Genomic DNA, 24,379 nt, shown 5'->3' on the forward strand with positions numbered 1-24,379 from the left:
AAACCTTAAGCTAGCAACGTCATACCGCGATTCATTCGCGGTATAGATCCCGCTAACAAGCAGCGGGATGACGATGGTCGGTAAACCTAAATTACTTTAGCTATAGCACAATTAAGCAAATACGGCAATTTTACGCCAAAATTTTTTGTTTACGAACATAAATTTTCTATGCTATGATAAAAATATTACTTGACCTTAGGTTCTAAGGGTATTATGTAATGTTAATTATATATATTGAGGTTTAATATGTTGAACTCAAATGAAAATCAAAATTCTTCACCTGGAGCAACTTCACCAACTGATATAACATCTGATCAAGAAGGAACTATAAATAAAAACTCTATTGAATCAGGGACAGAGCAGTCGTTACAAGGTTCTTCAGTTGGTAATCAAGATTCTTTAAATGATTATGTTGATGCGAGTAGCACGCCTGTGTCTGAAGGGATTAATGATACAATGCAGGTTGCCGATGATAATGAGGTTACGTCGGGCAATAAAGGTAATCGAAGTGTTGTTTCTAGTGATATCACGCCGTTAAGTGAAGGTTCTGTTAATGAGCAAGAAGATGTTACTGAGTCAAAAAAAAGAAGAAGATCAGCAAGTAGAAGACTACAACAGAGTAAAGAGCTTGTTAACAGCTCAGAGCAACAGTTAAAAGCTAAAGACGATGAAATAAAAGATTTACAAGAACAGCTAAACAACCGACCAAGTGCTGCTCAGTTACAAGCTAAAGATGAGGAAATAACACAATTAAAAGCTCAAGTTCAGCAGTTGCAAGCTAAAAATGCTGAAGTTGTGGAGTTAAATAAACAATTAGAAGAGAGTAAAAGTCTTGTTGATAAATTACAGAAGGAAAAACAAACATTAGAAGATAAAAGCAAAACAACTGAGCAACCAAAACAAGGCAATGGAGCGAAGTACACCGCTACTGTTGGTGTTGGTCTTGCTGCTGGACTGATAGCATTTACTGCACTTGAACATACAGTTAGGTTAGAGATGTTAGTAATAATTGGTATAGCAGTAACATCTGCACTCGTAGCTGGTGGTATTACATATGCAGTATTACCTAGTACTCAAGTAGATGGGGCAAAAGAACAAGAATTAAATGAGATGGGAAAAAGAAGTAACAAGGGTTAAGCCGAAATGTACGTGTCAAGTAAAACACTTGACGCGAACTTCAGTTTTTGTATTCCTTCATTAGCATAATATAATTTTGTGCTGATTGTGTAATATGTTTAATTTCTTCATTCGACATTTTTTTGAAGAATTTTGCTGGCCTGCCAGCCCATATTTCCCCACTTTTTATCACTTTTCCGTGTGTTACCAGTGAGCCAGCAGCTACCATAGCTTCAGGCTCCACAACTGCATGGTCCATCACGGTAGAGCCCATACCAATAAACGCCTTATCATGCACCGTGCATGCGTGCAACACACAAAAATGTCCCACTGTTACCATGCTGCCAATAATTGTGTCACCACCTGGGTTTCTATCCACATGAATTACCGTTCCATCTTGAATATTTGTTCCATCACCTATTTTTATTGATCCAACGTCCCCTCTGATTACACAATTAAACCAGATGCTTGCATCTCTTCCTATTTCAACCTTGCCTATGATATGCGAACCACCTGCGATGAAAGCACTTTCGTCTATTTTTGGTTCATAATCTTTATATTTTAAAATGTGATACATATTAAGCCCAAAGTCTTATGCATATGTTAATCAAAATAAGGTAAGCAGTAAATACATACTTAGAGGTTGTCTGGAAACTAGTAAATTCAAGCATATTCCCTCTTTAACATAACCCTACTCATAGCTAGGTATATGAAATTCTCAGTGGATGTTGTGAGTAAATCATACTCCTTCGATAGCCTTCTATTCCTATTAACCCAAGCAAAAGTCCTTTCTACAACCCATCTTCTTGGCTGTACTTTAAACCCTTGTTCTCTTGTTGGTAGTAGCTCAGGTGGCGTATCTTTGTGCACCCAAAATCTACATGGAGGCCTTGTAACAATTTCAATATCTATGTCATATTCTTCCTTTATGTGATTCTTTAAATTTCTTCCTTGGTATCCCATGTCAGCCCACATTTTTTTAACTTTAGTATATTTTGTTCTCATATTGTTTAATGCTATTTTAATACCATCTCTATCATTTTCGTTAGCAGCGCCTACGTAACAACCTAGTATAAAACCCTGAGTGTCTGTAATTATATGCCTTTTTCTACCCTTTACTTTTTTACTTCCATCATAGCCTTTGATCCCCCCTTTTCTGTAGTCTTTACAGATTGACTATCTACTATACAGGCACTCGGCTGCTCATTCCTTCCTATTTTTCTTCTACTATATTTTGTAATTTCATAATTCATTTTCTCAAAAATTCCCTGCTTCTTCCATTGCCTGAACTGCTCATACACAGTCTTCCATAGCGGAAAATCATTTGGTAAATACCGCCATTGACACCCTGTACGCAATACATAGAAAATTGCTTCTAATATTTCTCTTTTGCTATACTTTGGCGGCCTTCCTCCTTTCTTGTATGATACTCTGAAGTGTTTTTCTATTCTTGCCCATTCCCTTTCGCTTAGATCTGTTGGATACTTTTTTCTCATCTTTACCCCGTACTAAAATTTCAGATATTATAGCCTTTTACTTGTTTCCGGACAACCTCTTAGATTTCAAGTTATTTGGGTGACAGATGTTCTTGACTTACGTGCTTTGTACTGCTAAGATTTTTATTTTCAGCCCTATCTATAATGTCAGTAGCGGTATTAAGTATATTTCAAATAATATTGGTTGTTGTGTTAGTAATTTTAGTGCTCTTGCAGCCACCTGGGAGTAGTTCATTAAGTGGTTTTAGTAATACACAACAGGGGGTCAATTCGATGATTCCGGTGAAATCTTCTGAAAACCCGCTCAGCAGAATAACGGCTATTGTTGCTGGATTGTTTATTATAAACACATTGCTATTGTCAGGATTATATTCAAAAGACGTACATAAAAAATCGATTGCAGAGAAAATTATATTAGAAAAAAAGCAAGAAAGTGAACCTACTTCTGTTCCATTTGAAAATTAATGAAGGAAGCTAAATTTATCTTTGTTACAGGTGGAGTTGTATCGTCGCTTGGTAAAGGCTTAGTTGCTTCAAGCGTTGGTGCGCTTCTTCAAGCTCACGGTTTTAAGATCCGTATCAGAAAACTTGACCCGTATCTCAACATTGATCCTGGGACAATGAACCCAACTCAGCACGGAGAGGTATTTGTTACCGAAGATGGTGCTGAAACTGATTTGGATCTTGGGCATTATGAGCGTTTTACTGGAATTAAAGCAACAAAAGATGACAATATAACAACTGGTAAGATATATCATGAGTTATTGAAGAAAGAGAGGCGTGGTGATTATCTGGGCAAAACTGTGCAAGTCATTCCTCATGTGACAGATTTGATCAAATCGTTCATTTTTAATGGTACGGAAGGTTTAGATTTTGTAATATGTGAAATAGGCGGAACTGTAGGTGACATTGAAAGCCAACCATTTTTGGAGGCTATACGCCAAGTTAACTACACATTAGGAAAACAAAGAGTTATCCTGATTCACTTAACTTTAATACCATATCTTACCGCAGCGCAAGAATTAAAGACAAAACCAACGCAGCATTCAGTTCGAGAGTTAAATTCCGCGGGGTTACAACCAGATATTATATTATGCCGCAGTGAGAAAGAAATTTTCGATAATCAAAGAGAGAAAATAGCTAAGCTTTGCAATGTTTCTTTATCCAATGTAATACCTGCCCCTGATGTGAGTCATATATATGAGTTACCGGTGTTGTATAGCCAATGTGGGCTTGATACGCAAATTTTGGAGCACTTTCATTTAAGTAAGCCAAAACCAAGCTTGACTGAATGGGATCAAATAGTGCATTCCATAAGGCACCCAACACAGGAAGTTACTGTATCTATAGTGGGAAAATACACCGAATTCCCTGATGCATACAAATCACTGATTGAAGCATTAAATCATGGTGCGATTAGTAATAAAGTCAAAGTAAAGATAAATTGGGTTAACTCAAGAGAGAAGGAAGAAAAACCTATAAATGAAAAACTTATAGGAGAGAAATTACAGAATTCTCATGCAATCCTTGTTCCAGGGGGGTTTGGTGATGACGGAGTAGAGGGTAAAATATTAGCAATAAATTATGCCCGTACAAATAATATCCCATTTTTCGGAATTTGCCTTGGTATGCAGCTTGCAATTATTGAATTTGCTCGTAATGTTGTTAAGCTTGAAGATGCACACTCTGAAGAATTTCGTAACTGTAAACATCCAATCGTTAAGTTAGCTGGCGATCAAGATGACGATCTTGGTGGAACCATGAGACTTGGGGCATACAAATGTAATATAAATGCAAACTCTAAAATGATGGATGCATATAGTAACACTACTATTTCAGAAAGACACAGGCATAGATACATAATCAATTCAGATTATAAAGATGATTTGGAAAAAAATGGGCTGCTATGCAGTGGCATATCAGAAGATGGAACGTGCATAGAGGCAGTGGAGTTAGAGAGTCATCCGTGGTTTATTGGTGTGCAGTTTCATCCAGAATTTCAATCAAAGCCGTTTTCTCCTCATTCTCTTTTCGTGTCGTTCGTTAAAGCAGCAATTGATAAGAAATAAGTGCCTAGTGTTTAAGTATCAATATATGGAGCTTGCCATAGAGCAAGCCAAACTCGCTCAAAAAAGTGATGAGGTGCCCATAGGTGCTGTAATAGTGAGTGGAGACAATATCATTTCTTCTGCACACAATATATCTAACGATCCAACTGCACATGCAGAGATGTTAGCGATCAGACAAGCATTTTCAACTTCCACGCTTTGTGATGCTGATATGTACGTAACATTAGAACCATGTCCGATGTGTGCTCAAGCTATTTCCTTTGCCAGAATTAAACGATTGTACTTTGGAGCTTATAATCCAAAAGGTGGAGGAATTGAAAATGGTGCTAAGATATTTCAATTTTGCAGCCATATACCTGAAGTTTATGGTGGAATATTAGAAACAGAATGCTCTTTTTTGTTAAAGGATTTTTTTGAGAAACTAAGGAACATTTGATAAATCGTCATGCTACTTGTTTTCCGATACAAAATCGTCATCCCGCTACGTGTTAGCGGCTAGATACCGCAGCGGTATGACGTGGTTGTCATTATTCCGCTACTTGTTTTCCGATACAAAATCGTCATCCCGCTACGTGTTAGCGGGATCTATGCTAGGAGATACCGTGACGGTATGGCGGTTAAGTAATTCGTCATTCCAGCGCGTGACGCACAACTATACAAACATTGTCCACCAGCAGGGTGTCATCCGAGTAGCTGACACTGCCCTCCTTTGTCATCCCAGTGCCCTAGACACTTGTATCTTTATGATGTGAGGCATTAGAGCTAAAATACCTCACAGGGAGGGTGAAGCTGATGCGACACTAATGCCATTAAGCCAGATTTTGCTTCCCTCCCATAGAGTTAAAGACTGAACAGTATCTTTTGGAATTATATCCCGTATTACAAGGTTAGTCTAAACTCTCAGTTTATTTATAGTCTTGGAGGCAATTTTATGCAAGTAAATGCTATTTTGGGTGTGGATATTTCAAAAAAGAAATTTGATGTTTGTTTGTTAGTGGACAGTAAAAAACGACACAAAGTCTTTCAAAATAATCAAGATGGTTTTGCAAAACTTGTAGTTTGGTGCAATGGCCATGGAGCAAATCTTACTCATTTATGTCTTGAAGCAACTAGTTGGTATGGAGAAGATTTGGCTACTTTTATGCACGATTTAGGACATAATGTCAGTATAGTAAACCCAGCCCAAATCAAAGCTTTTGGCAAAAGTGAGCTGCTCAGAAATAAGACAGATAAATCAGATGCAGCTATGATAGCTAGATTTTGTATCGCCAACAAACCTGCTCTTTGGAAGCCCATTGCACCTGAAATGAGGCATTTGAGGGAGCTTTACCGTTGCATGCAATCGCTAAAAGATGATAAGGTGCAACAGACAAATCGCTTGGAAAACAAAAATATGCATTCCAGTTGCAAAGAAGCTATATCTAAAGTAATTTTGGCAATAGAGGAGCAAATTATTGTTCTCGAAAAAGAAATTAATGAGCATATAAATAACTATCCACATCTAAAAAATATGGTGGAAAACCTTAAGACTATAAAAGGTATAGGATATCTTACTGCTGTTGCTGTTGTCGCAGAAATGCCATCAGTTGATAACTTTGACAATGCTAAACAATTTACAGCTTTTGCTGGTCTAAATCCAGGACATTATCAATCGGGATCGTCAGTAAGTAAGAGAAGTTGCATATGCAAAATAGGATCTGAGCGTATTCGAAAAGCTCTTTATATGCCAGCTATAGTAGTCAAAAACCATAATAATCATTTTCAAAAGTTTTGTCAGCGTCTAGCAAGTAAAGGCAAATGTCCAAAAGTCATAGTTCTTGCGTTAATGCGAAAATTAATGCATGTCTTTTTTGGTATTCTTAAAAATAATCAACCATTTAATTGTAATTTTGTTGGATAATTTGTTTGACAGCAGAGACAGTATCTGGGATCCAGAAACTTAATTTTAACCAAGTGGCTGCATAATAAAGGCTGGATTCCAGTGTCAAGCACTGGAATGACATTACAGGGACACTGGGATGACATCATCCTTTTCTCTGGATTTCAGACTGGAATGACAGCAGTCCTACGTCATACCGTCACGGTATCTCTAGATCCCGCTAACAAGCAGCGGGATGACGGTTGTCAGGGTGTCAGCTACTTAGATGAAACCCTTTCCCGGTCTATCAAATCACATAGGAGAAAACTAAGACCAATCAAATTTCTTATCTTGCGGTTTTATTTGCAATATTGCTACCACACTGATCAACAAGCAGAAGACTATATAAAGCCCAGCAGCAAGGTTTGTTTGAGGAAATGTTACAGTCAACCAAATACAAACCATAGGAGTAAATCCTCCATGTAACGCATAAGAGATATTGCGTGATAAGCTCACACCACTAAATCTAACATTGGTAGGAAAGAGTTCAGATGCAACTATTCCTATGGGAACTATACCCCTTTCTATTATAGAGAGAACCATTACGCTCAACGCAATCACAAGATAATTTTTATAGTAATATGCAATAGATAACGCAGGACAACACAGTGCCATTGTAATTGCTATAAATAAGATTGCAGTGCGCTCTTTTCCAACTTTATCAGCCAACATTCCAAACGCTATTGAAGATATCGGCATTAATACACTGGTTATAATCAATACAATTTCGTTGATATATGTTGTTACATAAACATCCACTGATGCTATTTCCTTTGCGAGAGTTCGAAGAAATATGGTAAATCCAACAGCAACATTAACAGGTACAGATATTAAAATAGCAAGTATAAGAGCTCTCTTGTGGCGTTTTATAAGCTCTATTATTGGCAAATCAGGTAAATTTCTTTGTTTTCGATTTTTTTCATATGCTGGAGTTTCTCCCAATGTGTATATGCTATACGCGCTAATTAATCCTAAAATAGCTGAGAAAATAAATGGCAATCTCCAACCCCAGGTACAAAAATCAGTAGTTTTTTTGCAGATAATCACTATCACCGCAGAAAGCAAGACGCCAATGGAGCGACCAAAACCCATCATTCCAAAATACATCCCTAAGTTCTCTTTCCTACTGGATAAATGCTCTATAAGATAAACAGAACTTCCTTGTTCACCACCAAGTGCAATTCCTTGTGTTATATGGATTGCAAGAAGCAATATAGTAGAAATTATACCTACTTGATTGTGACTTGGAATAAATGCAATGAGACTTGATGGTATCGATATTAGCAAGATAGTAATTATTAATGCTATCCTCCTTCCATACCTGTCACCAACGTGACCAAATATGAATGCACCAAGTGGCCTTACAATTGCACCTAGCCCTACAATTCCAAATAATTGCAGTATGTTACTGTAGACATCTTTTGCAAAACAAAACTCTCTGCTGATTATGTTAATCAAATCAATAAAAAGCATGTAGTCATACCATATTGCGATTCTGCAGAGTATGGTTGATATCAACACCCTTGTTTGCACTAAATTCAATTCGTAAATGTTTGCTTATTCTATTCTGGCTGCTTTTTGGGATTTTACAACCTAAACATATGGAGTTGACTTTTTTATTATGGTGTGTGATAATTGCAGTGTTATTAAGTTTAGTGGTAAAGTTATAATGAATATAGCTTATTTAGCAGCACTTATAGCAGCAGCTATAATAAAAATAGCAGCAGTAATACTTTGTGCTATAATGTGTATAAGCATTTTCTTTATATTATTTAAGGGAAAAAGAACACTTAGATTCAAAAGGATTTCTATCTCTTCTGAAAACAGTAGGTGTAATTTCTATAATACTATCAATTATATCTCTCCCACTTATTATATTAAGCCTTACTACTCCGTCACCTCTGGTAGTAGGTATAGTAGGTGGTATCGTTGGTGCTATTTCCATAATACCATTAATAGTAGCTTACATTTTGCTTGTGGCTATATCGGATATCTTTATTACCAAGTCTTTATAAATTTGAGCTAATGTTACTGTCTTCATTTCTTCTTGGTTGTAATATTGCTGAAAGTTATCTATTTCCATAGGTATAACATATAATCTGATTTTATAAGATATTCTACCGGGATTAAAATATCGTAAATCTTAGGCGTTATAAACAAAATTTACAGGAAAAATAAGATGATACTACTCAAAAAGGCAAACAAGACGGTATTTTTCTGGCATAAGTTAGCGTTCAGCTTTACCTTTCCTTGCAAGACATTTTAGAGCTATTATGTCTTACTTCTTGAAGATACAAGTTAGCGTTTTTAACCCGAATTCTGGATTGGAGATTAAAAAAAACAAGAATATCAATAGCTTATTGTTTTAGCATTTACGATAAAGCAGTAAGCATTTTAAGACTAGTTACTAATTTAGTAAAATTCAAGACTTTCAATAATTTACCTAAAATCTAATCCAGAATTCGGGTTAATAATAAAATCTTGTTTTTTGAAAATGAATTTGGTAAACTTTAAAGATGTATGTGACAACATGGGGATATATTGTTTTTAGTATTTAATAAGTTAAAGTACGTACTTGATAATTTTTCGGAACGCTCTAATCAAGCTAAAATAGGTAGGCTAGATAAAATTATTCTTAGTTTAAAATTGGTATAAGGTATTAAGATGAAAAAAATTGAAATTTCAGAATTACTAAAAAGAATTTCAATCTGTTTACTATGCGTGGCAACTATTATCTCTATCGCTTTTTTGTTTGCCTATATGCATACAACGTTGCTCAGTAAAGGGTATGAGTTAGCTGCACATTATGTTAGTGAAGCTATGCCTTTTGTGTTACTTGTCGTTTTCTTTTTTATTGCTTGGTTTATATATGATCAAATATTCAGCAAACTAAAGGAAGTAGAGCTGCCTATATCGATAGAATTAGCTGATTCAGATGATAAAAGAATAACATTTGCTGATGCTATAATTGATGACTCCTTAAAACAACGGTTGCAGATGATTTGCTGTGACCAAATGACAGAAGAAATGCGCAAGCTGTTTGGAAATAAAAGTATTAATTCACTAAGAGGTTACATATTACATGGCCCTCCTGGAAATGGTAAAACACTTATCGCTCGTGCAATTGCAGGTGAATCAAATATGAATTTCATAAGCATCTCAGGTCCTGAACTTATTGGAGTATATATTGGTCATGGTGCACATGCTGTACGCGAGCTTTTTAAAATAGCAAAAAAATATTCTCCTTGTATAGTCTTTATAGATGAAATAGATGCAGTTGCTCAAAAAAGAAGTACCGCTAATAACTCAGCTTACCATTGTCGAGAGAGTTTAACACAGTTGTTAACTGAAATAGATGGATTTAAGAGCAGAAAAGATATAATAGTAATTGGTGCAACTAACCTTATCGGTGGTATAGATCCAGCACTTATTAGACCTGGACGTTTAGGTCAGAAGGTTTATGTCCCTAATCCAAACATAGAGGTGAGACAAAGGATATTGGAACTTTATATGCGAGGTACAAAAACTGATGAAAAGCTAAACCTCCAAGACATTGCAGACAAGACTGAAGGCTATTCTGGTGCTGAATTAGAGCAATTAGTGAATGAAGCAAAAATTAGCGCTGGTGCGCAAAGAAGGCTTATAGTGAGTGAGGAAGATTTCAGTTACGCGCTTCACAGGTTAAGTCCAGAACAAGAAAGAGATAGAATAAGGTTAGTTTCAAACGTGGAGACACAGACAGAAGTATCTTATTCTATTTAGAGTATAAAACTATCATAAATTTTTCTGTTATTTCCAAATAAATTGCTATTAATTTAACAACATATATTACTAAAAGCTTAAATAATCCAGCCATTTCCAGCAACAAAAAACAGCAAGCGTGAGAAGATTTTTTTTTGGAATGAGTTGGTCATGATGTTTGTAAAACTTAATTTGTACACTTTACTTACCCCCAGTAATTCTGATATAGTTACTTTAGTTAAAGTCTATAAAAGTTTATAAATGGCAACCTTAAGTGTAAGAGAAGCTTTATGCACAGCAATTAGAGAAGAAATGCAAAACGACTCTGATGTGCTTATCATGGGTGAAGAAGTTGCAGAGTATGATGGTGCTTATAAAGTAACGAAAGGATTACTGAAAGAGTTTGGAGAAAACAGAGTAGTTGATACGCCTATTACCGAACATGGATTTGCTGGCCTTGCTGTTGGAGCGGCATTTGCTGGATTAAAGCCAATAGTCGAGTTTATGACTTTTAATTTTTCTATGCAAGCTATTGACCAAATTGTGAATTCCGCAGCAAAAACAAATTATATGTCAGGCGGACAACTTGGATGCCCTATAGTATTTCGTGGACCAAATGGCGCTGCAGCAAGAGTTGCTGCACAACATTCTCAATGCTTTGCAGCTTGGTATTCGCATATACCGGGGTTAAAAGTAATAGCACCCTATTTTGCCTCCGATTGCAGAGGTCTGCTTAAAGCTGCAATTCGTGACCCTAATCCGGTAATATTTCTAGAAAACGAAATAGCTTATGGACATGAGCATGAAGTTTCTGACTCTGAGCTATCAAACAAAGATTATCTACTTGAAATAGGCAAAGCTGCTGTTATACGGGAAGGAAAGGATGTAACTATCACTGCTTTTTCATTAAAATTAATGGATGCCTTAAATGCAGCAGATTTACTTTCGAGTGAAGGTATAGAAGCTGAAGTTATTGACCTCAGAACCTTAAGACCACTTGACACTCAAACTGTTATTAACTCTATTCAGAAGACTAATAGGTTAGTTAGTGTAGAAGAAGGATGGCCATTTGCAGGAATAGGAGCAGAGCTGTCAGCCGTTGTTATGGAACAAGGATTTGACTACCTTGATGCTCCAGTTGTACGCGTAACTGGCAAGGACATCCCCTTACCTTACGCTGCAAATCTAGAAAAAAAAGCATTACCACAAGTGGAAGATATAGTTAAAGCCGTACATCAGGTCTGTTTTAGAAAAAAATAGTTCTTTTTTGTGTCTCCTGTTCCACATTGGTCCATCAAAGAAGTATTTCCAGTGCCGCCTATACCACCCATTACTTTTATGACGATAGTTTTAGCACCGAAAAATACAGCACAAAATATACCGAGTGCAAAAAGAGCTGGCCATGGCATTCTACCAAATATCGCAAGCAAAGCTGCACCTATTATCACTACGGTCATAAGCGGTCCGCCTATTCCCCAAACGTAGCCAATAATGTTACATATTACTTGAGCAGTTGTATCAGTATTAGTGTCAGCGGCAGCACTCCCAACATGAGAAAAAGAAATAAATAATACTATAAAAAGAATATTAAAAACTTTCCTAGGGTTCATCTCTATACCTTAAATTTAGATATTGCAATTATACCTAAAATACTATAATTTTTAGTAAAACTAGCATAAAGATTGAATAACAAACAGTGCCACAAAAGTAGTTGATACACAACTGCACAAATATTGTAATATAGACATAGTAAACGATATTATTCCAGTGCTTGACGCTGGAATCCAGACTTTAATTGTTATATTTGTAAATAAGTCTGGAACGTTCATCTCAAATGCAGTATTTTTGTTGAAATAGCTCAACTGGATCCCAGTGGGCTTTGTTGCATCGCTCTTCGGATAGTAGGTAACGTACAATAAATTCATGAAGCTATCTCAAACTTAGCCATGCCTATTTCAGTAAATTTGTTAAGCAAATAACACTTGAGTAGCAGTTCCTTCTCACGATTAATTTCAGATTTGCTCCTAAAACTAAACCCAAATATTCGCTTCAACCTTGAGAAAAATCCTTCAATATACGATCTTTTTCCGTAATTTATACCAATTCCCATTACAGGGCAAACAGATGGACAATGATGGAAGAAAAGCCATACTGAAGTAAGTAAAATAGCGAGGTTTAAATGGCATTAAGATCAAAATTATTGGATGAAAAAGTAGTAGAATCAGCAAAAGAAATGCTGAAGAAAGTAAGGAATAATGCATATGTTTCAAAAAAACTAAATGCTGTAATTGCAGCAAAAAAGTACAGTATAACGGCTGTAGCAAAAATATATTGCATTTCAAGAAGCGCACTAACTTCGTGGGTAAAACTCTTGAAAATTGGCAGAGAAGAAAAACTGTTTGCTCCTTCACAACGTCGTAGAAAAACTAAATTAAATCAGGCTCAACTACAGCAAATTGAAGAGTGGATAGAAGAAAATCCTAATATCACCATTAAAGAAATGAGAATAAGAATCCAGGAAAAGTTCGGATTAAATATCAGCAAATCTACAGTACACCGCCATATGCAAAAGATGAAATTCTCATATATTACACCAAGACCAGTTCATAATGGACAAGATAAAAGCAAACAAGAGGAATTCAAAAAAAAATCTCAATGGAGCTATTAGCAAGTATCCAGAAAAAGAGCTATTTTTCTTTGATGAATCACGGTTTGGCACACATTCAAAAGTTGGACATGTGTGGTTTAAAAAGGGGATTAGAACACAGGTTAAAACAAAATTAGGTAGGCAAAATTTCTATCTCTATAGTGCAGTTAATCCTAGAAATGGAGAGAGTTCTAGCTTATTTGCACCAAATGTCAACACTGATTGCATGAACATATTTCTTGAGCAAATTTCGCAATATCTAGAAACACGAGAGGCTTTTCTCGTTATGGACTGTGCTAGTTGGCATAGGTCAAAAAATTTAAAGGTACCTAAAAATATCGACATTATATACCTACCTCCATACTCACCTGAGCTAAATCCTGTTGAGAGGCTTTGGTTATATATAAAACAGAACATTTTGCGCAATAAAATATACGATACAATTGCTCTACTTGAGGGTGCTTTGTGCAAATTTATTACTTCTCTTGCCAGCTCCACAATTAAACAACTCTGCAATGTTTCCTATTTGACTGGACAACAATGAGAATTGGTATTAGAGGTTGTCCGGAAACAAGTAAATTCAAGCATATTCCCTCTTTAACATAACCCTACTCATAGCTAGGTATATGAAATTCTCAGTGGATGTTGTGAGTAAATCATACTCCTTCGATAGCCTTCTATTCCTATTAACCCAAGCAAAAGTCCTTTCTACAACCCATCTTCTTGGCTGTACTTTAAACCCTTGTTCTCTTGTTGGTAGTAGCTCAGGTGGCGTATCTTTGTGCACCCAAAATCTACATGGAGGCCTTGTAACAATTTCAATATCTATGTCATATTCTTCCTTTATGTGATTCTTTAAATTTCTTCCTTGGTATCCCATGTCAGCCCACATTTTTTTAACTTTAGTATATTTTGTTCTCATATTGTTTAATGCTATTTTAATACCATCTCTATCATTTTCGTTAGCAGCGCCTACGTAACAACCTAGTATAAAACCCTGAGTGTCTGTAATTATATGCCTTTTTCTACCCTTTACTTTTTTACTTCCATCATAGCCTTTGATCCCCCCTTTTCTGTAGTCTTTACAGATTGACTATCTACTATACAGGCACTCGGCTGCTCATTCCTTCCTATTTTTCTTCTACTATATTTTGTAATTTCATAATTCATTTTCTCAAAAATTCCCTGCTTCTTCCATTGCCTGAACTGCTCATACACAGTCTTCCATAGCGGAAAATCATTTGGTAAATACCGCCATTGACACCCTGTACGCAATACATAGAAAATTGCTTCTAATATTTCTCTTTTGCTATACTTTGGCGGCCTTCCTCCTTTCTTGTATGATACTCTGAAGTGTTTTTCTATTCTTGCCCATTCCCTTTCGCTTAGATCTGTTGGATACTTTTTTCTCATCTTTACCCCCGTGTATGGTCCCAGAGTGTGATGGTGTGGATTTAGTATAAATAATTCTGGAGACTGTGTCCACTGATAACATATAAATTCATAAGGAGTAAGACCCTTAAGAGTTTTGAGTCTCTTTGCATAATTATAAGCCATAACAAAGTTATAAAGGTGTTCTTTAAGTTGCTGGTGCGATTGATAGTAATACTTCTTAACTGTAGCATCCTTTAAAGTTTTATTCATACGCTCGACTTGCCCATTCGTCCAAGGATGGCTAACTTTTGTCAAACGATGTTCAATAACATTCTCTTCGCAAACTCTATCAAATATATGTTGGAAAGCATACTTATGACGCTTCTGGTTTGTAAATTGTATACCGTTATCTGTCAAAATAGTATGGATTTTATACGGTAAAATTCTAATCAAATTACGTAAGAACTCAGCAGCTATGGGTTTTGTAGCACTGTTACACAACTCAACATAGGTAAATTTGGATGTCCTATCAATAGCAACAAACAAATGTAATTTGCCCTCCTCAGTTCTAACTTCAGCAATATCAATATGAAAGTAACCGATAGGATATTGTTTGAATTTCTTTTTTGACTTAACTTCTCCATCAACAGTTGGTAATCTGCTAATGTTGTGTCTTTGTAAACAACGATGCAAGCTAGAGCGAGTCAAATGCGGAATTGTAGACTGCAGAGCGTAAAGGCAATCATCTAGTGGCAGTAGTGTATACTTGCGAAATGTAACTATTATAGCTTCCTCTTCTAGCGTTAAAACAGTTGATCTTGGATGCTTTGGACCCATATCAGCATCTTTCGTAAATGAACGTTTTCTCCACTTAATAATAGTTTTTGGATTAAGGTTATAATGCTTGGAGAGTTTTGCTATGCTCTCTTTTCTATTTTGTATTGCTCTACGAATCGTCTGTGTTGTTTTGGCGCACCCATGTAATATCTGTCCCATAATGACTCCTTAAATGATGATGATAGTATACCATCACTCTCTGGGACCATACAAGGGTTTTATACTAGGTTGTTACGTAGGCGCTGCTAACGAAAATGATAGAGATGGTATTAAAATAGCATTAAACAATATGAGAACAAAATATACTAAAGTTAAAAAAATGTGGGCTGACATGGGATACCAAGGAAGAAATTTAAAGAATCACATAAAGGAAGAATATGACATAGATATTGAAATTGTTACAAGGCCTCCATGTAGATTTTGGGTGCACAAAGATACGCCACCTGAGCTACTACCAACAAGAGAACAAGGGTTTAAAGTACAGCCAAGAAGATGGGTTGTAGAAAGGACTTTTGCTTGGGTTAATAGGAATAGAAGGCTATCGAAGGAGTATGATTTACTCACAACATCCACTGAGAATTTCATATACCTAGCTATGAGTAGGGTTATGTTAAAGAGGGAATATGCTTGAATTTACTTGTTTCCGGACAACCTCTTACTTCTTCTTTCCATCTTTTTATACCATTCTCACTATGTAATTTCATTAACTGAATAGCGGCATTTCTATCAAGCATATAATCCAATTTTGGATGCTCTGCTGCGTTGTTTTTCGGAGGAATTTTCGTTTTTATACCATATTGATTACACAGCTTATAGAGCTTTTCTCTGTCATATGCCCTATCTGCATATAGTACTTTTATGACATACTGAAAATCGACTTCTTTTAGCAAATCACAAGCTCCATAGTGATCAGAGTAGACACCGTTACTGTATTTTACAGCTATGGCTTTTTTGCTGTTTGTATTCAACATTACATGCAATTTTCTTGTCTGTTCATAGCTGCGATACTTTCTATCTTCGCTATTTTCTTTGCTATGACCAGGAGTGTTGTTGTATATACTAATTCCTGTACTGTCTATAGCAATTTCGATATCTTCCATATTATTTTTATCAATTCTGCAATCATTGATCTTAATATTGAGTTTCTTAAACCTTCTTGATGATTGTGAATAGCTGATAACTTGCAAATTTTTCCCAATTTGCTCAAGGTATCCTGCTATAAACCCAACTGTTTGCCTCAGGCCTATTCTAAATAAACAAGTTATTATGTGCACCAAAATTACAACTTTATCGCTATAAATATTGTTGCCACCTGGTATTTTTGGACCATTCTCGTACCACTTTTCTATGGCTTCGTTGATATAATGAAAAATATTTCCTCTTTTTTCTAGAAATTTGTTATATTCGCTATGGTTACTGACCCTCATTTTTTGTGGCATATTTTTTCTTTCAAGGTTAAATGGCTATTTTATAATGAATTTTGTCAGTGGCCACCAGATTTTTCAGTTGCTATGCAACAAAGCCATCCCAGTGTCAAGCACTGGAATGACAGCAGTCCTACGTCATACCGCCGCGGTATCTCAGCCGCTAACAAGTAGCGGGATGACGGTTGTCGTTTAGCCATAAACATTAAGAAATTTACCAAATGAAAAAAAAAGGCAAAAGAAGCCCCGTGGTTGGCTAATTACTTACATTATACTTTCAAGTATGGCGTTTTTTTATTCTAAATGCTTAATAACCGCGATTCAGTTGCTTTTAAACCGCAACTAATCTAAATTAGAAACATTAAGAAATTTACTAAACAGAAAAAAAGGCAAAAGAAACCCTAGGGTAGCTAGTTATTCACTATCCATTTTTTAAGTTGGCGTTTTTTTATGTTTTAAACGCTTTATAAGCGCGTTTCAGCTTATGTAGGTAGAAGTTTGATAAGACATAAGGTGCACATAGTGCAAAAAATTAAACATGAGACGCCAGATACGTGAGTTTTTTTGTCATTTAATCTGTACAGAGAAGATAAATAAATAGCTTCAGTTTCATGATAAGGGGGCTGGCGGAGTTTGTCAAGTAAGTTTTTTCGTTTCTAACGGTTGTTGCCAAAAACTATACAAGAAGTCTTTTAAGATCAATCACTTATCTTCAAGGCTTGAATAAAAGCATTCTGTGGAATATTTACGTTCCCTATAGAATGTAACCTTTTTTTACCCTTCTTTTGCTTTTCAAGTAGTTTCATTCTTCGCGTTACATCTCCACCATAGAGTTTAGCTGTTACATCTTTTCTGTATGGGTTAATCGTTTCTCTGGCAATAATTTTTCCGCCCACTGCCGCTTGAATCGCGATTTTGTATTGCTGACGTGGTATTAAATCCTTCAAGCGTGCACATATTTCACGCCCCCTTTTTTCTGCCCTACTTTTGTGAACGATACAAGCCAGTGCATCTACGGGCTCTCCATTAATTAAAAAGCTTAATTTATCTATTTGGCTTACCAGATAGCTGGAAATTTCCCAATCTAAGCTTGCATATCCTTTGGAAATTGATTTTAATCGATCATAAAAGTCAAAAACAACTTCAGACAGTGGTAATTTATATCTTAACAATGCTGTTGTTGTGTTACCAATGTAAGATAAATCCTCCTGTTCTCCCCTCCTTTCTTCACATAGAGATAGAATCTCTCCCAAGTATTGATCAGGAACCATTATGGTTGCGGTAATCCATGGTTCTTCCACAATTTCAATTTTCGTTGGATCTGGCATATCACTTGGGTTATGAATATTCAAAATTTCACCACTTCGTGTTGTAACCCTATATATAACACTTGGCGCAGTTGCTGTTAGGTCTAAATCAAATTCTCTCTCGAGCCTTTCTTGAATAACTTCAAGATGCAACATTCCCAAAAAACCACAACGAAATCCATAGCCTAGTGCATTTGAAGTTTCAGCTTCGAAGGTAAAACTTGCATCATTTAAATGTAACTTCTCTAGAGCTTCCCTTAGATATTTAAAATCATCCGTTTTGTGAGGGAAAATGCTACAAAATACCACAGGATGCACTTCTTTAAATCCAGGAAGTGCTTCACTACAAGGTCTCTTTTCCTCAGTGATAGTGTCCCCTACCTTGCAGTCTGCTACTTCCTTCATTGAAGCAGTTATAAAACCAACTTCACCCGCTGAAAGTTCACCCGTCATCACTTTTTTAGGGGTGAAAATACCGATATTATCTATCTGGTATGTAGCATTATTAGACATCATAACAATTCTCATGCCTTTTTTTAGCACTCCATTTTTAACTCGCACTAAAATTACCACTCCTAAGTAAGTGTCATACCAACTATCAACTAAAATTGCTTGCAGTGGAGCATTTACATCACCTTGAGGAGCTGGAAGTTTTGCCACTATTGCTTCAAGTACATCTTTTATTCCAAGTCCAGTTTTTGCTGATATTAAAACTGACTCACTTGCGTCAATACCGATTATTTCCTCAACCTGGAGTTTTACCCCTTCTGGATCTGCAGCAGGAAGATCAACTTTATTGAGCACAACTATTATTTCATGATTGTTGTCAATAGCTTTATATACATTTGCAAGGGTTTGTGCTTCAACGCCCTGGCTACTATCCACCACTAAAAGTGAACCTTCGCACGCTGCTAAGCTTCGACTTACCTCGTAAGAAAAGTCAACGTGACCTGGGGTGTCCATGAGATTTAGGCAATATTGATTACCGTCGTTTGCCGTATAATTGAGTTTTACCGTCTGTGCCTTAATTGTAATCCCACGTTCGCGTTCTATATCCATTGAATCGAGTATTTGATTGGTCATTTCTCTTGCTTCAAGGCCGTTACATTCCTCTATTAAACGGTCAGCAAGCGTTGACTTACCGTGGTCTATATGCGCTATTATTGCAAAATTTCTTATGTTGTTCATTTATGGCTATTTTACTTAAGTAGAACCATTTTACATTTTAAGTGTTGTGAGGGCAATCCTTTATTAAGAGACTATTTACTCCTTCAACATAGACGACACTTTTTTCGAGCAGGAAATCACTTTATTAACCATATAGTTTTCATGATTATTATCTATTTTAGGCAACTCATATAGATAATTTACCATCATCCCGGCTGACTGACTAATACCCTTTTCAGAAGTATCCGCCATCCAGTTTAATTGTTTTATCGATGCACCATTGCTTAAATGAAAATGCGCCACCGGGTCATAAGCATCGCCACTATTGTTCTTAACTTTTAGTAAATAATATGCACATAGTTTAAGCATGCATTGTTTAGTTTCATTTGTACATTCAACATTAGTTTTTAATTGCTCTGCACTTTCTAAAATTTCTGCACTAGATTGTTTTATATTTAGTTTGCCCAATAAAGTGACATCTTGGTTTAGATTGTTTTTTAGCCATTTCGTAAAGCCAGGTATTGGAGAAAGAGTTGCATATGTTTTTATACTTTTAAACTCCTGTGATAGCTTTTCTACAACCCTTTTGATCAAAAAATTACCAAGGCTGATTCCAGATAACCCTGCTTGAGTGTTTGATATTGAATAGAATATAGCAGTGCTTGCATTACTCGGATCATTTGAAGGTACTGACTCATCTAAAAGGTGTTGAATGCTATCTGCAATCTTATCCACCAATGCAACCTCTACAAAAATTAGAGGTTCGTTTGGTATCTTGTAATGAAAAAAAGCAAAACAGAGACGATCAGAATCTAGTCTGTTTTTTAGGTCGCCCCAAGAGGAAATTTTATGCACAGCTTCATATTTTATAAGTTTTTCTAGCAATGATGCAGGTGAATCCCAAGTGATTTGACGAAGATCGAGTAGATCAACATCAACCCAAGTATAGAGTATATTTTTTAATTCCCTCTCTAGTGGATTCAAGCTTCTATATTGGTTCTTTAGCTTAAGCACATCAGAACGCATATCAACAATAAACTTAAGGCCTTCTGGTAAAGAAATAAATTGCTTCAATATTTTAGAACGTGGTGATTCAAGAATTTTTATTAAATCCTGTTCAAATTTATAGTTTAACTCGGGATCTTGGTTTTTCTTATACTCTCTAATTTTCTCATCTATTTCCGCTTTATTCGGATTAAATTTTTCTGCCAGGGTTTGTAGAAATTTTATTTTACCTTTCTCTGATAAGCTTAAGTACAAGTTACCAAGAGATACAGCGTTTTTACGTGCTGAAACCTCCCCTCCCTTTGGATTTAAGCACTCGTTCATCTTCAAGACTAAACTATCGATATCGCGACTGTTGCTTAAATCAGGACTGATGTTACCAATCCACGATCTTACAGCATCTGCCACTCCACCTAGTATTTTAAAAAAGCTTCTTACCGCTTTTTTGTCTTCAACTTTCACTATATCAGTTTTTACCAATGATTCTTTTGTCATAGATTCCCTTTATTATACATGGCTAATGCAAGTCAGGGTCATACCGCCGCGGTATCCCGCTAACAAGCAGCGGGATGACGAATTTATCGTTTGTCAAATCGTCGGTAAACCCAAGTTATTTTAGCTACATATAGCTTAAGTTAAAGGAAAATTTTAGCTACATAGCAGGCACTATTACTAGATTATTAATAATTCAGTAATACAATAGACTTCTTGCACTACCTCCCAAGCCACAACTGTCATTCAGTAGAAACAAAAAAACTTGCTTGACAAACTCCGCCAGCCCTCTTATCACTGAAGTGAAGCTATTTTATTTAACTTCGCAATCTCTGCAGCAGATTAAAATGACAAGAAAACTTGTATTTGGCGTACTATTGTTTAATTTTTTGCACTATGTGCACCTTATGTCTTTATCAAATTTCTAGGTTTTTACCTACATAAGCTGAAACGCGCTTATAAAGCGTTCAAGACATCACCCAACGTCAAATTTTAAAATAGAGAGTGTAATAACTAGCTACCACGGGTTTTCTTTGCCTTTTTTTTCTGCCTAGTAAATTCCTTAAACATTTAAACTAAGGTTAGTTGCTTTTAAAAGCAGCTAAATTGCAGTGTTTAAGACTTAAAAAACGCCAATACTGAAAATAGACAATGACTAGGGCTTCTTTTGCCTTTTTTTTTATTTGGTAAATTTCTTAAACATTTATGGCTAAACGACAACCGTCATCCCGCTACGTGTTAGCGGGATCTATTGCCGAGATACCGCGAATGAATCGCGGTATGACGGTTCGCGGCGGTATGACGTAGGACTGCTGTCATTCCAGTGTTTAACACTGGAATGACACGTCATAAAGGAACCAGTGTCAGCTACTTGGATGATACCTTTTTTCTACTTAGTTTGGGTTATGCAAGAAGTCTATTTACTTCTTAACTTGACGCACATGATGTCTTGCAGCATCATCTACTGCTTCTAAATAAACCATCACCAAACATATACCACTGTGTACTTCTATATATGCCTCATTGCTCAGGCTTCGATTAAAGCAAGAATTCTTTCCTGGAAAGGCAAGGTTGCTAAGATGCAGTTCCCATTTTAATCCTTTGGTTGATATTTGAGCTCTCGGTATACCAAGTAAAGATATTTTAGTATTTTTTGGCAAAGAAAAAAAATGGGTAATACCTTTTCGTAAAGTGTAACCTACCATGGGAGGTGAAGGTGTGTAAAAGATACTGCCCGTACTTAGAAAAATGTTAATATTCTGTAGTATGTGATCAATTGCTCCTCCAGTAATACCCGTTACTATTGATGGCAATAACTTTACTGTTTTTAAGTGAGCCATTGCTTTAGAAAAGTCGCAATAATCTTGATCAGGTAGATATATCGTATTCAAATTAGCACGTAAATCCAGATTTACGCTATCCAAATCTCCTACTACAAGATCAGGTTTTACGCCAATTGATAGAAGCTTGTTTGCTCCTCCATCTACAGCAATAATAGGTATATCTCGTTTAAAAAACGATGAGCTCGGTATTTTTCCATTTAGCACTACAATAGAACGATATTGTTGTTGTGTACTGCAGTGCAGCACATGATCATGGTGCAGGTTTTGCATCGTAGTAACATTTTTGAATAATTGATATTATGCTAATCACTAATCCAGCAATATTGCTAAGCACCACAAAAATTGAGCTCTGGTAAAGACCATAGCCAATCCAAGACAATGAACAAATAAGATAGTTTACTAACATTAACATCGATACATCACGAGTAACTTTAGTGATATATGCTTTATATACTTGAGGTGATAATCCAATTAGAGATGCAATTAACGCAATGAAGCCGAAGCATTCTTCAATATTTATATACATACATTTTCCTACGCTTGCTTTAACAATATCAGGTTCAAAGGGTTGTACTTTATGTACTCTCAGCTTTTCTAGAGCACCCCTAATGCGTGTAATTTATAACATCATTTAGTCTATTAATCAAGAAATTAATAGTGACTTGCATTTATGAAACCCAATCGGCTTCTATGCTAATTATTATCTAAACTAATCGTCGGTTGTGCATCTTGCTCAGAGATTAGGGCAACCAACAAATTATTTATCAATTGAACCTTTTGCTTGCCATCTAATTGTAAGCTTTTGTTTTTTTCAAAATGAGCTATTACTTCCTCGACAATTCCTATTGCATTTTGCACTATATGCCTTCTTGCCGAAGTGATAGCATGTGCTTGTTGACGCCTTAACATTGCTTGTGCAATCTCGGACGAATACGCCAAATGCGATATTCTTGCTTCTGTAATCTCAATTCCTGCAATATCTAATCTTTGTTGTAACATTGACCGCAATTCATCTGAAATTTTATCAGAATTTTTACGTAAAGATTCCTCATCGCTTTCGCTATCATACGGATAATTGCTCGCCAATTCTCTAATTACCGAGTCACTTTGTACAAAAACAAATTCGTGATAGTTGTTAACATTATAATACGCCTTTGCAGGACTGCTCACTCTCCAAACAATTACTGCAGAAATCTCTATTGGACTTCCATTTGCATCATTAACTTTTATTTTTTCTGTGTTAATATTCTGAAATTTTAGGGAAACTATATATTTGCTTGAAAAGGGAAGCGTTACACATATTCCAGACTTAAAATAAGTTCCAATATAATGACCAAAAAATTCTATCACTCTTGCTTCATTAGGGTCATTAATAAAAAATCCTTGAAGAAAAGTCAAAATTGAAACGGCAGCAACTCCAAGTGCAATTGTGCTGTCATATGCCAAAAAAAGCAGCGATAAAATTAATCCTAGCGCTATTAGTACAGGAAAAAACCGGAGTTGACTTAAATTTCTATCGTTTATCGTATTCTTATCCATATTGTCTTTAAACTTCTTTTTCACTTGAACCCTCTCTGTTGATCGTTTTATTTATCTTATTTACAAATAGTTTAAACTCTCTTAATTCATGATCAGGCAATTTTACTTCAGTTTTATGCGCTATCGTAAGCGGATCGATGTGTTTGCCGTTATATATAACTTCGTAATGTAAATGAGGTCCTGTTGCAACACCAGTGCTACCAACATAAGCGATGATCTGCCCCTGCTTTACTTTAGAGCCTAACTTTATATCGCCACTAAATCTACTTATATGCGCGTAACAGGTTGAATATTCATTTTTGTGTTTTATTTTGATGTAATTTCCATAGCCACCATTCTTTCCTATATATTCTATCACACCCTCTGCAGCAGCGTATATGGGAGTGCCAAGTTTAGCTGCATAATCCACTCCTTTGTGAAAAGCAATTTTACCGCGAACAGGATGCTTTCTATTGCCAAATTTTGAGGATATGCGATAATCTCCATTTAAAGGATTTGCAAAAATTTCGCCATTTTTTAAGCTTATTCCTTCTTTATTAAAATACCTTTCTTTGCCGTCTTGCGATTTATAATGATATAAACTAATAGCTTTCTTGTTTATTGTCAGTGAAGCATATAAAATTTTTTCTTCAGTCTTCTGATTATTAGGCAATCTCTCAAAAAGAACTTCCAATTTACTCTTCGGCACAATGTCTTTTTTAAAATCAACACCGAAATCTTTGTATATGTTGATCAATTTCACCACTGTATTTGGCGCCAACCCTTGCTCAATTCCCGTGGCAAAAAAGGAAGATTTTATGGTACTGGATATTAAAAAAGTCTCTTTACTGTTATCTGGAGTCTTAAGGGCGTGTATATTAAATATTGGTAAAATATAAAACAGTATAAATATAAACAGCTTCAT

At 35.9% G+C, this 24,379-nt stretch carries 23 protein-coding genes, 2 pseudogenes and 1 riboswitch; of the genes and pseudogenes, 11 read left to right on the forward strand and 14 right to left on the reverse strand.

The genetic code is table 11. From position 1 onward, the window contains the following. The first annotated feature begins 246 nt into the window (after positions 1 to 246). Positions 247 to 1,137, forward strand: a complete 891-nt coding sequence (locus tag AACH21_RS04060) for a hypothetical protein (protein WP_338482253.1) — start codon at positions 247 to 249, stop codon at positions 1,135 to 1,137. Positions 1,138 to 1,177: 40 nt separating this feature from the next. Here AACH21_RS04060 and AACH21_RS04065 read toward each other — a convergent pair whose 3' ends face one another. Both AACH21_RS04065 and AACH21_RS04070 read right to left on the reverse strand, forming a co-directional pair. After that, on the reverse strand, positions 1,178 to 1,693 hold the full coding sequence (locus AACH21_RS04065; RefSeq protein WP_236514800.1) for a gamma carbonic anhydrase family protein: 516 nt from the start codon (positions 1,691 to 1,693) through the stop codon (positions 1,178 to 1,180). A gap of 86 nt (positions 1,694 to 1,779) precedes the next feature. Next, positions 1,780 to 2,612, reverse strand: a protein-coding gene (locus AACH21_RS04070; protein ID WP_236514306.1) for an IS5-like element ISWpi1 family transposase whose coding sequence is annotated in 2 segments (ribosomal slippage) — positions 1,780 to 2,243 and positions 2,243 to 2,612 — 834 coding nt in all. Because the reading frame shifts where the segments join, the coding sequence is not laid out codon by codon here. 144 nt (positions 2,613 to 2,756) lie between these two features. On the opposite strand from AACH21_RS04070, the gene secG reads away from it, so the two are divergent. From secG to AACH21_RS04095, 5 genes are all read left to right on the forward strand, one after another. After that, complete coding sequence (secG, locus tag AACH21_RS04075) at positions 2,757 to 3,077, forward strand: preprotein translocase subunit SecG (protein ID WP_010962615.1); 321 nt, start codon at positions 2,757 to 2,759, stop codon at positions 3,075 to 3,077. Next, complete coding sequence (locus AACH21_RS04080) at positions 3,077 to 4,681, forward strand: CTP synthase (protein ID WP_077188050.1); 1,605 nt, start codon at positions 3,077 to 3,079, stop codon at positions 4,679 to 4,681. The genes secG and AACH21_RS04080 overlap by 1 nt, the downstream gene beginning before the upstream one ends. A 25-nt stretch (positions 4,682 to 4,706) precedes the next feature. Then, positions 4,707 to 5,117 carry a nucleoside deaminase gene (locus AACH21_RS04085; RefSeq protein WP_338482254.1) on the forward strand — a complete coding sequence of 137 codons (411 nt, stop codon included), beginning with the start codon at positions 4,707 to 4,709 and terminating at the stop codon, positions 5,115 to 5,117. Between the two features lie 151 nt (positions 5,118 to 5,268). Continuing rightward, positions 5,269 to 5,433 carry a hypothetical protein gene (locus AACH21_RS04090; protein ID WP_338482255.1) on the forward strand — a complete coding sequence of 55 codons (165 nt, stop codon included), beginning with the start codon at positions 5,269 to 5,271 and terminating at the stop codon, positions 5,431 to 5,433. A gap of 179 nt (positions 5,434 to 5,612) precedes the next feature. Beyond that, on the forward strand, positions 5,613 to 6,581 hold the full coding sequence (locus AACH21_RS04095; RefSeq protein WP_236514440.1) for an IS110 family transposase: 969 nt from the start codon (positions 5,613 to 5,615) through the stop codon (positions 6,579 to 6,581). Between the two features lie 285 nt (positions 6,582 to 6,866). On the opposite strand, the gene AACH21_RS04100 is transcribed toward AACH21_RS04095, so the two are convergent. Beyond that, positions 6,867 to 8,072 (reverse strand): MFS transporter, encoded by a 1,206-nt coding sequence (locus AACH21_RS04100; RefSeq protein ID WP_244663081.1) that lies wholly within the window; start codon positions 8,070 to 8,072, stop codon positions 6,867 to 6,869. Positions 8,073 to 9,263: 1,191 nt separating this feature from the next. On the opposite strand from AACH21_RS04100, the gene AACH21_RS04105 reads away from it, so the two are divergent. Continuing rightward, positions 9,264 to 10,361, forward strand: a complete 1,098-nt coding sequence (locus AACH21_RS04105) for an ATP-binding protein (RefSeq protein ID WP_265040839.1) — start codon at positions 9,264 to 9,266, stop codon at positions 10,359 to 10,361. Between the two features lie 240 nt (positions 10,362 to 10,601). After that, positions 10,602 to 11,600: a pyruvate dehydrogenase complex E1 component subunit beta gene (locus AACH21_RS04110; protein WP_006279663.1), complete on the forward strand. Its 999-nt coding sequence runs from the start codon at positions 10,602 to 10,604 to the stop codon at positions 11,598 to 11,600. Here AACH21_RS04110 and AACH21_RS04115 read toward each other — a convergent pair. Continuing rightward, the gene (locus AACH21_RS04115) at positions 11,576 to 11,950 is read right to left on the reverse strand and encodes a TrbC/VirB2 family protein (protein WP_006279664.1); all 375 of its coding nucleotides are present in this window, start codon (positions 11,948 to 11,950) and stop codon (positions 11,576 to 11,578) included. The genes AACH21_RS04110 and AACH21_RS04115 overlap by 25 nt on opposite strands. 311 nt (positions 11,951 to 12,261) lie before the next feature. Further along, complete coding sequence (locus tag AACH21_RS04120; protein WP_338482257.1) at positions 12,262 to 12,450, reverse strand: hypothetical protein; 189 nt, start codon at positions 12,448 to 12,450, stop codon at positions 12,262 to 12,264. Between the two features lie 69 nt (positions 12,451 to 12,519). Between AACH21_RS04120 and AACH21_RS04125 the strand changes: the two genes are divergently transcribed. After that, positions 12,520 to 13,531, forward strand: a protein-coding gene (locus tag AACH21_RS04125) for an IS630 family transposase (RefSeq protein WP_338482214.1) whose coding sequence is annotated in 2 segments (ribosomal slippage) — positions 12,520 to 12,981 and positions 12,983 to 13,531 — 1,011 coding nt in all. Because the reading frame shifts where the segments join, the coding sequence is not laid out codon by codon here. 36 nt (positions 13,532 to 13,567) lie between these two features. Here the strand turns inward: AACH21_RS04125 and AACH21_RS04130 are convergent. Both AACH21_RS04130 and AACH21_RS04135 read right to left on the reverse strand, forming a co-directional pair. Next, positions 13,568 to 14,400, reverse strand: a protein-coding gene (locus AACH21_RS04130) for an IS5-like element ISWpi1 family transposase (protein WP_236514306.1) whose coding sequence is annotated in 2 segments (ribosomal slippage) — positions 13,568 to 14,031 and positions 14,031 to 14,400 — 834 coding nt in all. Because the reading frame shifts where the segments join, the coding sequence is not laid out codon by codon here. Between the two features lie 12 nt (positions 14,401 to 14,412). Beyond that, positions 14,413 to 15,357: pseudogene (locus AACH21_RS04135) on the reverse strand (IS481 family transposase); the annotation flags it as partial. Positions 15,358 to 15,409: 52 nt separating this feature from the next. Between AACH21_RS04135 and AACH21_RS04140 the strand changes: the two are divergent. Continuing rightward, positions 15,410 to 15,829 (forward strand): annotated as a pseudogene (locus tag AACH21_RS04140) (IS5-like element ISWpi1 family transposase); the annotation flags it as partial. Here the strand turns inward: AACH21_RS04140 and AACH21_RS04145 are convergent. Continuing rightward, positions 15,804 to 16,637: an IS5 family transposase gene (locus tag AACH21_RS04145; protein WP_338482258.1), complete on the reverse strand. Its 834-nt coding sequence runs from the start codon at positions 16,635 to 16,637 to the stop codon at positions 15,804 to 15,806. The pseudogene AACH21_RS04140 and the gene AACH21_RS04145 sit on opposite strands and share 26 nt — an antisense overlap. Positions 16,638 to 16,671: 34 nt before the next feature. On the opposite strand from AACH21_RS04145, the gene AACH21_RS04150 reads away from it, so the two are divergent. Then, positions 16,672 to 16,818, forward strand: coding sequence for a hypothetical protein (locus AACH21_RS04150; protein ID WP_338482259.1), 147 nt, complete (start codon positions 16,672 to 16,674; stop codon positions 16,816 to 16,818). 502 nt (positions 16,819 to 17,320) lie between these two features. Here the strand turns inward: AACH21_RS04150 and lepA are convergent. The 6 genes from lepA to AACH21_RS04180 all read right to left on the reverse strand — a co-directional run bounded on the left by lepA (position 17,321) and on the right by AACH21_RS04180 (position 24,379). After that, positions 17,321 to 19,117: a translation elongation factor 4 gene (gene lepA / locus AACH21_RS04155; protein ID WP_236514878.1), complete on the reverse strand. Its 1,797-nt coding sequence runs from the start codon at positions 19,115 to 19,117 to the stop codon at positions 17,321 to 17,323. Positions 19,118 to 19,192: 75 nt separating this feature from the next. After that, the gene (locus tag AACH21_RS04160; RefSeq protein WP_236514865.1) at positions 19,193 to 20,596 is read right to left on the reverse strand and encodes a malonyl-CoA decarboxylase; all 1,404 of its coding nucleotides are present in this window, start codon (positions 20,594 to 20,596) and stop codon (positions 19,193 to 19,195) included. Positions 20,597 to 21,513: 917 nt separating this feature from the next. Next, positions 21,514 to 22,206: a thiamine diphosphokinase gene (locus AACH21_RS04165; RefSeq protein ID WP_006280001.1), complete on the reverse strand. Its 693-nt coding sequence runs from the start codon at positions 22,204 to 22,206 to the stop codon at positions 21,514 to 21,516. Further along, positions 22,187 to 22,462, reverse strand: a complete 276-nt coding sequence (locus AACH21_RS04170) for a SemiSWEET family sugar transporter (protein ID WP_006280002.1) — start codon at positions 22,460 to 22,462, stop codon at positions 22,187 to 22,189. The genes AACH21_RS04165 and AACH21_RS04170 overlap by 20 nt, the downstream gene beginning before the upstream one ends. Then, a riboswitch (TPP riboswitch) is annotated at positions 22,451 to 22,553 on the reverse strand. Its footprint overlaps the gene before it by 12 nt. 76 nt (positions 22,554 to 22,629) lie before the next feature. Then, complete coding sequence (locus tag AACH21_RS04175) at positions 22,630 to 23,475, reverse strand: SPFH domain-containing protein (protein ID WP_077188091.1); 846 nt, start codon at positions 23,473 to 23,475, stop codon at positions 22,630 to 22,632. Between the two features lie 7 nt (positions 23,476 to 23,482). Continuing rightward, entirely contained in the window at positions 23,483 to 24,379 is an 897-nt protein-coding gene (locus tag AACH21_RS04180; RefSeq protein ID WP_006280004.1) for a M23 family metallopeptidase, read from the reverse strand.

This window comes from Wolbachia endosymbiont (group A) of Ophion costatus, assembly GCF_963969245.1.
In the GTDB taxonomy this organism is placed as follows: domain Bacteria; phylum Pseudomonadota; class Alphaproteobacteria; order Rickettsiales; family Anaplasmataceae; genus Wolbachia; species Wolbachia pipientis.